The organism is Kosakonia sp. 1610 (genome assembly GCF_050435845.1).
Lineage (GTDB): Bacteria > Pseudomonadota > Gammaproteobacteria > Enterobacterales > Enterobacteriaceae > Kosakonia > Kosakonia cowanii.
The window spans coordinates 1-12213 of the sequence record NZ_JBNDKZ010000005.1 but is presented as its reverse complement, the minus strand read 5'-3'; the positions used below and the strand labels follow the sequence as shown (position 1 = coordinate 12213).

Here is a 12213-nt window from a genome sequence, read left to right as displayed (position 1 = left end):
TTAAAATCAAAGGTGAAAATTCTTTAATATTAAAGAGTATAATTTTTAGTTGGCCTATTGATATTAACGATATACTGAAATTTGTTGACTAGAGGTTGGCTGAAAATGTCATGTGCAATTATTTCTTGTGAAGAAAATGGGTGTTTAACCCTGGATTTATTTATCCTGGAGGATGGATTTTTTAAATCCAATGTATTAGTTAGGTCAGATTGGTATGAAGCCAGGGCTTCTTTCTATGCCTCGAAAGAGAGATTGGATGAGTTGCTTTTAAATTTAGAAAAAATATCTCATGGGAGTAATAGCGAAGCCATTTTTATTAATGAGGATGGGAATTTTAAGGTTAATTTTTTTATAGATCATTTAGGTAAGGCAAGAATTGCTGGTGTTTTAATTAAAAGTATGATGGCCTCATCTGCTTTGAATTATGAATTATATTCAGATTTACAATCTATAATTGGATTTTATGGGCAGCTAAAGCGTATTTTAAATGATTGAATTCTTAATATAAAAATAATCATATTTAAATCGGGGCGAATAAAAACCTCCCCGGTATCATAAAGCTAGCTCTTATTCTGTTTACTAAACGACGACCTCCTTAATTCCATTAACCATCTATTGTGACTCAGTCAGCTTACTTGTGAGAAGGAATGCTCTGAGGCCATGTAACAGAAGCCGCCGACCCGGCAGGGCATGTCACCCGTTTCCGCTTCAACCGGGCTGGCCGCCTGGTGACGCTGACCAACGCCAATAACCAGGAGTGGCGTTTCGACTACACCCCGACCGGGCTGCTGACCTGTCAGCAGGATTACGCCGGGCGGCAGACGGAGTATCACTACAACGCCGCGCAGCAAGTGGCTTCTCTGGTGCGCCACCCGGAGCGCGGCAGCAACCTGCCAGCGCAGGTGCTGAATTACGAATATGACGCCCTCGGGCGCATGACAGCGCGGGAAACCCCGGAGCACCGCACCGAGTACCGTTACAGCGCGCTGGCCACAGAAATCCGCCGTTATGCCTACACCGAGTGGCGTCAGGCCGCGGTGGAGATGCGCGAGCCGGCGCACAGCGAAGCCATCATCCTTGCGCGCAATAAGCTTGGCGACCTGGTCCGCGAGGAGAACCACTCCGGCGTTTATCAGCATGAATACGATGCCTTAAGCAACCTCAGCGCCACCACCTTCCCGGACGGGCGGGAACTGAAGTTCCTGCGCTACGGCACCGGGCACCTGCTGGAGATGCAGCTCTCCCTGAGCGGCAAAACGCTGCCGGTCACCGGCTACCAGCGTGACCGCCTGCACCGGGAGACGCACCGCACGATGGGCGCGCTGGAGCTGGAGACGCACTACGCCATGGCCGGGCGTATCACGCACCGGCGCTGCACCGACAACCTGCGCGACCGTCTGGTCTCGGAGCGCCGCTACCAGTGGGACCGCGCGGACCAGATAATCCGCCGCATGTACACCGACGGCGCACCCTCCACCCCGGCGGAGAAGTACCGTCAGTCCCTGTGGGGCTACGACGCGGCCGGGCGCATGACGCAGAGCCTGCAGCCGGAAGGCGAGGAGCGTTTCTGGTATGACGCCGCGGACAACCGCACCACGCCGGAACTGCAGCCGGTGTGGAACAACCTGCTGAAACGCCTGGACGGCGTGAGCCGTGAGTATGACGGTTTCGGGCGCATGACCGTGCGCCACGACACGCACCGGAGAGTGACGCAGCGCTTCAGCTATGACGACGAGCACCGCATCAGCCAGGTCACTATTGAGGGCGATGCGGAATACACCCGGGCCGAATACCGCTACGACGCGCTGGGCCGCCGCACGGAGAAACAGGTGTGGCGACGCCATGCCCGGAAACCGGAGCGCACGCAGTACGCCTGGTCCGGCCTGCAGATGGTGGGCGAAACCAGCGACAGCCACCCGGACGCGGCGGTGCAGTATATCTACACCGAAAAACAGCTATGAACCGCTGGCGCGCGTCGACAGCCACGGTGAGCACGCGGATATCTTCTGGTATCACACGGAACTGAACGGCCTGCCGGACAGCGTGACCGACAGCAACGGCGACACCGTCTGGCGCGGAGCTTCCACGGCCTGGGGCCGCAGCCTGCGCGAGAGCACACCGGTAACCTGGGACACCCCGCAGAACCTGCGCTTCCAGGGCCAGTACCTGGACCGCGAAACCGGCCTGCATTACAACACCTTCCGCTACTACGACCCCGCGGGCGGGTGTTACACGCAGATGGACCCGATAGGGCTGCTGGGCGGGCTTAACACCTATACCTATGTAGTTGACCCGCTGGGTTGGGTGGATCCGTTGGGCCTTAGTAGCTGCGTGTTGGGTCGTAACATGGGGGCACGTAGCGGTGATGGCATGGCTAACCATCATCTTATCCCGGAAGAGTTGATAAAGGATAAAAACTTTAAACCCATTTTTGAAAGGCTTCGAAAAATTGGTTGGAATGGTGATGGAGCTTCAAATGGGATTTTCTTACCAGGCTCAAGAGAGCTGGCAGATAATATAGGCCTTCCGGGGCACTGGTCTAATCATAATCAATATACGGCTGCCGTCAGGAGCAGGTTAACCCAACTAGCAAGCCAGGCAAATAGAATGAGTGATACTCAACTGGCTTTAGGTATAAAAAATATTCAGGATTGGGCAAGCAAAGGCCTTGAGTCCGGTATATTTAAAATTGATCCAAATACGGGGAGATTGCTATGAATAAAACAACTGAACAATTTTATGTTATGGAGTATTTGCCTGATAATGCTGGGAACCCTTTTTTTATGAATAAAATATGGGATCCGGAATTACCGGATTATGATATCTTTATGTCCGCCCCAAATGCCTCTGACTTCTCTTCGTTATATCATTTGAGAGCAAGCACGAACCAACTCGATGGTGATTATTTAATCAATGATAATTTGGTGTCATCTGATTTCATGAAAGTTTGTGAAGAATGTTTTGCTAACAATCTCCATATTCCAGTTGATATATCTCTTCTTAAGAACAAAAAGCCTGAGAAAAAATATTATTTATTTTTTCTGCTGGACTATATTGAAGCGCTTGATCAAAGCAACTCTCGATATTCTATCTCTCGAGATGTCGATTCGGGTCTTTTAAATAACAAGGAAGAACGAGGCCTTGATAAAACTTACTACGACGAGATCGATCTTTTCATTGTAAAAAAAGAAATAGAAAGTAACCTTTTCTTTTGTCAAGAGTTATCCAAGCCAGTGTGCTCTAAACTTTTTAAAGAAAGATTTGAAATTTATAAGTTGAAAGGTATTGAATTCAAACCCATAGATGAAAGTTTTAAATATGATGCTTGGGCTGGTTGGTGAATATTAGAAATTATAATTAAAAGAATTTTTTAATTATAAGCAGTGTTATTTACTTTTTTAATATGGCTGGTTAACAAAAAAACCTTACTTAAGGATGCAGCGAAGTTCACCAAAGCAGAATACCGTTACGACGCCCTGGGCCGCCACACCGAGAAACAGGTGTGGCGGCGTCATGCCCGTAAACCGGAACGGACGCAGTACGCCTGGTCCGGCCTGCAGATGGTGGGTGAAACCAGCGACAGCCACCCGGACGCGGCGGTGCAGTATATCTACACCGAAGACAGCTATGAACCGCTGGCGCGCGTCGACAGCCACGGTGAGCATGCGGACATCTTCTGGTACCACACGGAACTGAACGGCCTGCCGGACAGCGTGACCGACAGCAACGGCGACACCGTCTGGCGCGGCGCATCAAGCGCCTGGGGCCGCAGACTGCGGGAGAGCGCGCCGGTCGAGTGGGACACCCCGCAGAACCTGCGCTTCCAGGGCCAGTACCTGGACCGCGAAACGGGCCTGCACTACAACACCTTCCGCTACTACGACCCGGCGGCCGGGTGCTATACGCAGATGGACCCGATTGGTTTACTGGGCGGGCTGAATACCTATACCTATGTGGTTGACCCGCTGGGATGGGTGGATCCGTTGGGACTCTTGCCTTGCGCGAAAAAAATCCATGCACTGAGAACTGGTGGAAAAAATACTATTTCGAAGCTAGGACAAAAGCGGAAGCGGATGAGTTGTTACACGCTGCATTTCCCGGTTACCAGAAGGTTAAGGGAGTTGGGCCGCAAGATGCCATTGGTGTGCGAAAGAAAAGAAAAATGGACCGTTTTAAAGAGGGCGGTGCTTACCATAAAGATTATGCAATTGATCCTAATACGGGAAGAGTAAGAGGCCATGCACCTAGTAATGATCATGGCACATATCCACACATAAAAATCAAACGTACAGATGGTGTTAAAGTCGCAATTAATATTACAGGTGGCTTATGATTAATGGTAAAAATATAATAGAAAAAATCGAGAAAGGGCAGCAAGTAGGACAGCGCTTTTCATTTTCACACAATGGAAAGATATTCTGGTCTTCAGTTGGAATTCAAAAGTGGGAAGGGAAATATAAGGTTTTTGTAGATGAGATCCTGGATGAAAATATGGGTGCGGAAGACTATGAACGAGAAGAGGTAATTGCTTTCGAATCTATTGAGGCTGCTTTTGAATTCATACAAAACAGCACTCATGCAGATCTCAAAAAACTAGAATTATGTAAAGGTCAAAAAATATTCAACCCACGTTTTAATTAAATAATTAAGAATTGCTTTAGTATATTTTACTGGCCTGTAATTTAAAAGAATTTAGAGAATATAAGATAAATAGGTTTGAGCGCCACACCGAGAAACAGGTGTGGCGACGCCATGTCCGCAAACCTGAACGCACGCAGTACGCCTGGTCCGGCCTGCAGATGTTGGGTGAAACCCGCGACAGCCACCCGGACGCGGCGGTGTAGTATATCTATACCGAAAACAGCTATGAACCGCTGGCGCGGGTCGACAGCCACGGTGAGCATGCGGACATATTCTGGTAGCACACGGAACTGAACGGCCTGCCGGACAGCGTGACCGACAGCAACGGCTATACCGTCTGGCGCGGTGCTTCCACCGCGTGGGGCCGCAGCCTGCGGGAAAGCACACCGGTAAACTGGGAAACCCCGCAGAACCTGCGCTTCCAGGGGCAGTACCTGGACCGCGAAACGGGCCTGCACTACAACACCTTCCGCTACTACGACCCGGCGGGCGGGTGTTACACGCAGATGGATCCGATAGGGCTGCTGGGCGGGCTGAATACCTATACCTATGTGGTGGATCCGCTGGGGCTGGCAAGAAAATGTATTAGTGGATTTAATAGTGTGGATGAAGCAGCAAGGTCTGCGTTGAATAAATACAATCCGGTGTCCATATTTAAAAACAGAGAGTATTGCGGAATATTATATAGGGCTAAAGATGGTTCGTATGGCTATACACGCGGGAGGTTAGGTACAGGTAGGACTGCCCCGACTTTTAAAGAATCAGCAGCAGGATTACCAGATGGCGCAACTCCAGTTGGGCAATATCACACTCATGGTGATTATGCAGACTTTGGTTTTAATAGGACCAACAAATTGGGGGGCGCATAATAGTGATAAATTCTCATCTAAAGATATATTTTTTCACAATCAAGCAAATAACACTTTCTCTGACTATACTGATGCGTTGGGCACTCCACGCGGAGATTTCTGGAAAATTTTTGGCAGAGTTAATGGTCCAGACGACGCTGAGCCTTTATAAATATGAGAGGAGAAATGGAGATGAACAATGTTAAATCTATCAAAATCCCAAAGGAGTTAACTCCTTTTTTACTAACTGCTATTTTTGCTGTAAAAAACAGCGAGTGGAATGGATATTATGCAATTCACGATTTTCATATATATATAAACCCTATAATTCGAAAAAAAGGAGATGCTGAATTCTATACGGTTACTTTTCTTTCAAATGATATAACTCAAGATAATTGGATGAGTGTAGGGGAAGGGTTTGTTGAAGTAAAAGAGCTAAATGTCGATATTGATATAAGGAGTAAATGCGTGATCTCTATTTATGGGGGGAGGTAACTTATTCTTATAAAATATCGAAATATAGGCGGTCATTGTAATTTATCGATATTTATAGTTGGCTTTGTCAATTTTTATTAAATGAGCATATTTCTATGCCTCTTCATTTATTTTATTGAATTGATAAAAATACTCAGCTACATAATGACCTCGATAATACTATGATAATGTATCATCTGGTCAGATAATCCGTCGCATATATACCGGTGGCGCACCCTCCATCCCGGCTGAGAAGGTCAATGTGGGGCTACGACGCGGCCTGACCTTGCACCAGGACACGCACCGGAGAGTGACGCAGCGCTTCAGCTACGACGACGAGCACCGCATCAGCCGGGTGGAAATCGACGGCGACGCGGAGTTCACAAAAGCAGAATACTGCTACGACGCGCCAGGCCGCCGTACGGAGAAACAGGTGTGGCGACGCCATGCCCGTAAACCGGAACGTACTCAGTATGCCTGGTCCGGCCTGCAGATGGTGGGTGAGACCAGCGACAGTCACCCGGACGCAGCGGTGCAGTATATCTACACCGAAAACAGCTATGAACCGCTGGCGCGGGTCGACAACCACGGTGAGCATGCGGACATCTTCTGGTACCACACGGAACTGAACGGCCTGCCGGACAGCGTGACTGACAGCAAGGCGACACCGTCTGGCGCGCCGCTTCCACCGCGTGGGGCCGCAGCCTGCGGGAAAGCACACCGGTCTCATGGGACACCCCGCAGAACCTGCGCTTCCAGGGCCAGTACCTGGACCGTGAAACGGGTCTGCACTACAACACCTTCCGCTACTACGACCCCGCGGGCGGGTGTTACACGCAGATGGATCCGATTGGTCTGGCGGGCGGGCTGAATACCTATACCTATGTGATGGATCCGCTGGGTTGGGTGGACCCGTTGGGATTAGCAGCTTGCGCATATGGCGGTTTTTATGCACGCAAGGCATTAAGGCGAGATGTATATAATGCGCAAAGACTTGGAAGCTATCATGCAATAAGACATATCCAAGCCAGGACAGCGGAAGATGCGAGATTACTTAGTCTTGGTAAAGGAGCAAGGAAGGGAGATCTTGAGGCTTCTTATTTGCCCGAATTTGCAAAGCGAGTAATTGGATTTGAGAAAGAAGCTGCATATGACGCCATCAGAAAAGGTAATGTGTTTGAGCATGGCGGGACACGTTTTATATTTTACAAAAATCCTACGGGGCCAGTTGGATATAATGCTGGGAAATTAACTGAATGGGTGCGCGTTGAAATGACCAATTCAGGCGTGCCTGTAATACATAGTTTTCCTGCCTCACTTGAACAAGTTGGTAAATATATTCCAGGAACTAAATGATGAATCAGAAGATAAGATTACAAAGACTAAGAGTGCCTACAGGTTGGACGATAGGTATTAACAATTTTTATGAAGTCGAACCTGTCGATGATTTCATTGAGTACTATTATGGCTCTGTCTTGATCGGCGGCGACAATAAAATAATGGGTTTAAGCTTTGATTCGCGATACGAACCTGAAGGAGAACCAAATGGAGAGTTTGTTTTCGTCTCGCAGAAAAATGAGTATGATAAAAAAGGTAATCTAATAGGTGTTAGCGTTTTAGATGTGAAAAGGACAATAAAAAAATCCGAATTCATTGATATGATAGAGTGGTATATGGAAAAAGGCGTCCTTTAAAAAATATAAGTGCTGAAAGGGGGTTTTCAGTAATAAAAATATACTTCTAAAGTATTGGTATTCATTGATCTTAAAAATAATTAGTTTTTAGAATCGAATTATTCGATAACCAACACTTTTATTCCCCTCGCGCAACAAGCTTGGCGATCTGGTCCGCGGGGAGAACCACTCCGGCGTTTATCAGCATGAATACGATGCCTTAAGCAACCTCAGCGCCACTACCTTCCCGGACGGGCGGGAGCGCTATGGCTCCGGGCACCTGCTGGAGATGCAGTTCTCCCTGAGCGCAAAATCGCTGCCGGTCACCGGCTACCAGCGTGACCGCCTGCACCGGGAGACGCACCGCACGATGGGCGCGCTGGAGCTGGAGACGCACTACGGCATGGCCGGGCGTATCACGCACCGGCGCTGCACCGACAACCTTCGCGACCGTCTGGTCTCTGGGCGCCGCTACCAGTGGGACCGCGCGGACCAGATAATCCGCAGCATGTACACCGACGGCGCGCCGTCCATCCCGGCAGAGAAGTACCGTCAGTCCCTGTGGGGCTACGATGCGGCAGGGCGCATGACGCAGAGCCTGCAGCCGGAAGGGGAAGAGCGTTTCTGGTATGACGCCGCGGACACCGTCTGATGTGGGGCTTCCACTGCCTGGGACCGCAGCCAGCGCGAGAGCACACCTGTGACCTGGAACACCTCGCAGAACCTGCGCTTCCAGGGCCGGTACCTGGACCGCGAAACCGGTCTGCACTACAACACCTTCCGCTACTACGACTCGGCGGGGGGATGTTACACGCAGATGGATCCGATTGGTCTGTCGGGCGGGTTGAACACCTATACCTATGTGGTTGACCCGCTGGTGTGGGTGGATCCGCTGGGCCTAAAATGTTCTCATTTTGCCAAAAATCCGAAGCAACTACATGCTGCAATTAAAGATAAATGGGGACACAGCATGACAAAAAGAGATATGCGTGAACTTCAAAACACCGTAGATAGAATTAAATTGAATAAACCGCGTTATTCAAATGATGGAACTCCTTTCAGTAATTCCCATACTATGGTAAATCCAAATAGTCAGCTTTTAGATACAGGTAGTGGTCCATATAGAGAATGGACGGTGAAAACGCCAGATGTAGGTACCAATGGAGCAAGAAGAATAGTTATTGATAGCAAAACAGGCCGAGCTTACTACACACATGATCATTTTGATTCTTTCGTGGAGATTGATCTTGGAGGATGGAAATAATGCAAGTGGAACAGTCAATTACTTTAAATTTTTCGTCTATAAAAACTATAGACGAACTCTATGATGAATTAGCCTTTCATCTTGGTTTTCCTGATGTTTTTGGACGGAATATAGATGCTGTCATTGATTGCATGTTTGGTATTAGATATCCGGATGAAGGGATGATGAAAATAAGCATCAGTCAAAGTGGTTGTTTGTCTTTAAAGATTAAAAACTTCTCTAGTGCTGATGTGAAATTAAAAGACTCAATAATATATATTGCGGAATTCGTTAACTATAAATATCAGTACAAAGGATTGGAGCCAGCGATTTTATTGTGTTTTATTAAGTGATTTTCTATTGATTCCAATAGCCGGAAGCGATCCCAATGATCCTTCCGGCCTTGTTTTTCCTGCTATTTAGTACAGCGAGCAGACATTAATCTCCGTCTCGATCACTATCCTGCCCCGCTCGACCGTCACGGTGATCGGCATCTCGTTCATATAATCCGACTCCTCCAGCCGGCGGCCTTTAAGGTTGATGGCGGAGGGCGGGTTGGGTTTGCCATTAAACGACGGCGCACCCTCCACTCCGGCAGAGAAGTACCGTCAGTCCCTGTGGGGCTACGACGCGGCCGGGCGCATGACGCAGAGCCTGCAGCCCGAAGGGGAAGAGCGTTTCTGGTATGACGCCGCGGACAACCGCACCACGCCGGAGATGCAGCCGGTATGGAACAACCTGCTGAAACGCCTGGACGGCGTGAGCCGCGAGTATGACGGTTTCGGGCGCATGACCGTGCGCCACGACACGCACCGGAGAGTGACGCAGCGCTTCAGCTACGACGACGAGCACCGTATCAGCCGGGTGGAAATCGACGGCGACGCGGAGTTCACAAAAGCAGAATACCGCTACGACGCGCTGGGCCGCCGCACGGAGAAACAGGTGTGGCGACGCCATGCCCGCAAACCGGAACGCACGCAGTACGACTGGTCCGGCCTGCAGATGGTGGGTGAGACCAGCGACAGTCACCCGGACGCGGCGGTGCAGTATATCTACACCGAAAACAGCTATGAACCGCTGGCGCGCGTCGACAGCCACGGTGAACACGCGGACATATTCTGGTATCACACGGAACTGAACGGCCTGCCGGACAGCGTGACCGACAGGAACGGCGACACCGTCTGGCGCGGTGCTTCCACGGCCTGGGGCCGCAGCCTGCGCGAGAGCACACCGGTAACCTGGGACACCCCGCAGAACCTGCGCTTCCAGGGCCAGTACCTGGACCGCGAAACCGGCCTGCATTACAACGCCTTCAGCTACTACGACCCGGCGGGCGGGTGTTACACGCAGATGGACCCGATTGGTCTGCTGGGCGGGCTGAATTTATATATTTATACACCTAATCCTTTAAGCTGGATCGGCCCACTCGGTTTAAGTTGCTGCAAAGCAAAAATGCAACCTTATAGAGAGGATGTTATGGTCAAAAGACCTCATGCGGATATATTTGTCAATAACAGGAAAGTTGCTGAAGCATGGTTCGGTAACGATGGAAAATGGTTTCGTTGGGGTGAAATGACTCAAGATCGTAAGCTCTTAAAAGAAGCAGATAAAGTTGTTTCTGGAATGTTAAATGCAAAGAAGATTATGGCAGGGGCCATCTCTCAGACAAAACAGGCTCTAAATGATTTTGAGCAGATTCTCAACAATGAGAAAGTAGCTTCGCCAATATATCAACAGGCTGAAAGGGGTATTGAAAAGTTTGGGAAATTACTGGGGATAATACAATGACATTTCAATCTTTTGTTGTTAGAGGAAGATCTTCTTTTGACTTTGGAGAGTCCCGCGAGGTAGTTGCTAATAATTTAAAGAGATATAGCTTACATGAGATAGATGCCGGTAATGGTATATATGCCATATATTCGTATGGAATAGAGTATTTGTTCGATAATGACAAGCTTTGTCTTGTTCAATATGAAATCTCAAGAGTAAGGCAAGTTTATATTTGCACTCATAAAATAATGGAAGAAACTAGCCTTTATGAGTTTATAGATTATCTTTCGAATTTGAATGTTACATATATTGAAAGTTCTGAAAATGAACAAATCGTGCTGATGATGGCGAGTGGTGTGAAAATATATTTTGATAGTTATAGCCGAAAATTCATTACAGCCTTAAGATCTTGGTAGTTATATAATTATTAGAAAATCGATGAAAAATAAGGCTTCGTCGGCTTTTTATTAGGGAATGTTAGGACAGGTAAGAGGAAACAATCTTAAATCCGGCCTTAATACAATTTATACTCCTCATCATGCAATTCAAAATTTTACGAAAACATCTTCATGAGTTAGTATAGGCTTTTAAAAAGCAGAAAATCCGCGGATTAACTAATTGTTAATATCCGGAAAAGGATATTGTAAAACTTCTTGCAATTTTAAGGATGCATTTTATGAACAAATGTTAATTAATCGGCAATAAAATGAGTTGTTTCGGCAGAACAAAGAACCATGGAGAACGTTGAAGATTAGAATATGAATAGAAATCAAACGTTGCAATTTTAGCAGATCACCAACCGATGCCACCTGATCAGCTTTTGACTCAGGATCTTATTGATAAGTATGATGATGTTAGACGATTTTTATTAATTACCCAGCTAAAGAGGCCATATCCTATTTATGGAATATTTTGGATATGGGGATGGTTGGGGAGTATATCAATTAGTTAAAGGTTTTTTTATAAGCGTGATAGTGACAATGTCGTAATGTCTATTTGAATGATGCTTGAAAACCCTCTTATAATTAAAGGCGTCAGATATTGGGTAACTCAACTTTCAGATTCATTTCCTGATAAAAGACTAATTAATGGCTTAAATATCTGATTATCATCAGATGATGGTGATATCTATGAAGCAGCAGTAGTTGCTTTAGATATTGTTAAGTAAAAATAAGCCGGGGGAGATATTATATCATCCTCGGATTTTTATTATTTGATCTTGGTTGAGTACACTAAACCAGCACATCCTTAATCCTCTTAACCACCGGTTTAGCCTGATAAAGCTGCTACTGCACCGAGTCCCGTTACAGCGCGCTGACCACCGAAATCCGGCGTTATGCCTACACCGGGTGGAGTCAGGCCGCAGTGGAGATGCGCGAGACGGCGCTGCAGCCGGTGTGGAACAACCTGCTGAAACGCCTGGATGGCGTCAGCCGGGAGTACGACGGCTTCGGGCGCATGACCGTGCACCACGACACGCAGCGCGGCGTGACGCAGCGCTTCAGCTACGACGACGAGCACCGCATCAGCCGGGTGGAAATCGACGGCGATGCGGAGTTCACAA

General features: G+C 48.1%; 14 protein-coding genes and 3 pseudogenes. 16 read left to right on the top strand and 1 reads right to left on the bottom strand.

The genetic code is table 11. The features are described from left to right. Positions 1 to 105 precede the first annotated feature (105 nt). The 13 genes and pseudogenes from ABIC80_RS14875 to ABIC80_RS14815 all read left to right on the top strand — a co-directional run bounded on the left by ABIC80_RS14875 (position 106) and on the right by ABIC80_RS14815 (position 9232). Positions 106 to 495, top strand: coding sequence for a hypothetical protein (locus ABIC80_RS14875; RefSeq protein ID WP_429177667.1), 390 nt, complete (start codon positions 106 to 108; stop codon positions 493 to 495). A gap of 233 nt (positions 496 to 728) precedes the next feature. After that, positions 729 to 1961 carry a hypothetical protein gene (locus tag ABIC80_RS14870; protein WP_429177665.1) on the top strand — a complete coding sequence of 411 codons (1233 nt, stop codon included), beginning with the start codon at positions 729 to 731 and terminating at the stop codon, positions 1959 to 1961. Positions 1962 to 2043: 82 nt separating this feature from the next. Then, a complete protein-coding gene (locus tag ABIC80_RS14865) occupies positions 2044 to 2718 on the top strand; it encodes an RHS repeat-associated core domain-containing protein (RefSeq protein WP_429177663.1) in 675 nt (224 codons plus the stop codon). Further along, entirely contained in the window at positions 2715 to 3341 is a 627-nt protein-coding gene (locus tag ABIC80_RS14860; RefSeq protein WP_429177661.1) for an imm11 family protein, read from the top strand. Before ABIC80_RS14865 ends, ABIC80_RS14860 begins: the two co-directional genes overlap by 4 nt. Positions 3342 to 3440: 99 nt before the next feature. Beyond that, positions 3441 to 4001 (top strand): annotated as a pseudogene (locus ABIC80_RS14855) (RHS repeat-associated core domain-containing protein); the annotation flags it as partial. A 328-nt stretch (positions 4002 to 4329) separates the two neighbouring features. Further along, positions 4330 to 4641 (top strand): hypothetical protein, encoded by a 312-nt coding sequence (locus tag ABIC80_RS14850; protein WP_429177659.1) that lies wholly within the window; start codon positions 4330 to 4332, stop codon positions 4639 to 4641. Positions 4642 to 4721: 80 nt separating this feature from the next. Beyond that, positions 4722 to 5510: pseudogene (locus ABIC80_RS14845) on the top strand (RHS repeat-associated core domain-containing protein); the annotation flags it as partial. A 171-nt stretch (positions 5511 to 5681) separates the two neighbouring features. Beyond that, a complete protein-coding gene (locus ABIC80_RS14840; RefSeq protein ID WP_429177658.1) occupies positions 5682 to 5984 on the top strand; it encodes a hypothetical protein in 303 nt (100 codons plus the stop codon). A gap of 684 nt (positions 5985 to 6668) precedes the next feature. Continuing rightward, positions 6669 to 7319 (top strand): RHS repeat-associated core domain-containing protein, encoded by a 651-nt coding sequence (locus ABIC80_RS14835; protein ID WP_429177816.1) that lies wholly within the window; start codon positions 6669 to 6671, stop codon positions 7317 to 7319. After that, a complete protein-coding gene (locus ABIC80_RS14830) occupies positions 7316 to 7657 on the top strand; it encodes a hypothetical protein (RefSeq protein ID WP_326902781.1) in 342 nt (113 codons plus the stop codon). The genes ABIC80_RS14835 and ABIC80_RS14830 overlap by 4 nt, the downstream gene beginning before the upstream one ends. 130 nt (positions 7658 to 7787) lie before the next feature. Beyond that, positions 7788 to 8543: pseudogene (locus tag ABIC80_RS14825) on the top strand (RHS repeat-associated core domain-containing protein); the annotation flags it as partial. Between the two features lie 63 nt (positions 8544 to 8606). Then, positions 8607 to 8900 carry a ribonuclease domain-containing protein gene (locus ABIC80_RS14820; protein WP_429177815.1) on the top strand — a complete coding sequence of 98 codons (294 nt, stop codon included), beginning with the start codon at positions 8607 to 8609 and terminating at the stop codon, positions 8898 to 8900. Then, on the top strand, positions 8900 to 9232 hold the full coding sequence (locus ABIC80_RS14815; RefSeq protein WP_429177657.1) for a barstar family protein: 333 nt from the start codon (positions 8900 to 8902) through the stop codon (positions 9230 to 9232). Before ABIC80_RS14820 ends, ABIC80_RS14815 begins: the two co-directional genes overlap by 1 nt. 66 nt (positions 9233 to 9298) lie before the next feature. Here ABIC80_RS14815 and ABIC80_RS14810 read toward each other — a convergent pair whose 3' ends face one another. Then, positions 9299 to 9469 (bottom strand): SymE family type I addiction module toxin, encoded by a 171-nt coding sequence (locus ABIC80_RS14810; protein ID WP_429177656.1) that lies wholly within the window; start codon positions 9467 to 9469, stop codon positions 9299 to 9301. On the opposite strand from ABIC80_RS14810, the gene ABIC80_RS14805 reads away from it, so the two are divergent. The 3 genes from ABIC80_RS14805 to ABIC80_RS14795 form a co-directional block, all read left to right on the top strand. Beyond that, positions 9435 to 10667 (top strand): RHS repeat domain-containing protein, encoded by a 1233-nt coding sequence (locus tag ABIC80_RS14805; protein WP_429177655.1) that lies wholly within the window; start codon positions 9435 to 9437, stop codon positions 10665 to 10667. The genes ABIC80_RS14810 and ABIC80_RS14805 overlap by 35 nt on opposite strands. Beyond that, a complete protein-coding gene (locus ABIC80_RS14800) occupies positions 10664 to 11065 on the top strand; it encodes a hypothetical protein (RefSeq protein WP_429177653.1) in 402 nt (133 codons plus the stop codon). Before ABIC80_RS14805 ends, ABIC80_RS14800 begins: the two co-directional genes overlap by 4 nt. A 955-nt stretch (positions 11066 to 12020) precedes the next feature. After that, positions 12021 to 12213: hypothetical protein (locus ABIC80_RS14795; RefSeq protein ID WP_429177651.1), on the top strand; the 193-nt coding region annotated here is incomplete at its 3' end.

What these genes read in the sequence shown, in the direction of transcription:
- ABIC80_RS14875 (WP_429177667.1), top strand. Translation starts at nt 106, where the DNA reads ATGTCATGTGCAATTATTTCTTGTGAAGAAAATGGGTGTTTAACCCTG.
- ABIC80_RS14860 (WP_429177661.1), top strand. Translation starts at nt 2,715, where the DNA reads ATGAATAAAACAACTGAACAATTTTATGTTATGGAGTATTTGCCTGAT.
- ABIC80_RS14850 (WP_429177659.1), top strand. Translation starts at nt 4,330, where the DNA reads ATGATTAATGGTAAAAATATAATAGAAAAAATCGAGAAAGGGCAGCAA.
- ABIC80_RS14840 (WP_429177658.1), top strand. Translation starts at nt 5,682, where the DNA reads ATGAACAATGTTAAATCTATCAAAATCCCAAAGGAGTTAACTCCTTTT.
- ABIC80_RS14830 (WP_326902781.1), top strand. Translation starts at nt 7,316, where the DNA reads ATGATGAATCAGAAGATAAGATTACAAAGACTAAGAGTGCCTACAGGT.
- ABIC80_RS14820 (WP_429177815.1), top strand. Translation starts at nt 8,607, where the DNA reads ATGACAAAAAGAGATATGCGTGAACTTCAAAACACCGTAGATAGAATT.
- ABIC80_RS14815 (WP_429177657.1), top strand. Translation starts at nt 8,900, where the DNA reads ATGCAAGTGGAACAGTCAATTACTTTAAATTTTTCGTCTATAAAAACT.
- ABIC80_RS14800 (WP_429177653.1), top strand. Translation starts at nt 10,664, where the DNA reads ATGACATTTCAATCTTTTGTTGTTAGAGGAAGATCTTCTTTTGACTTT.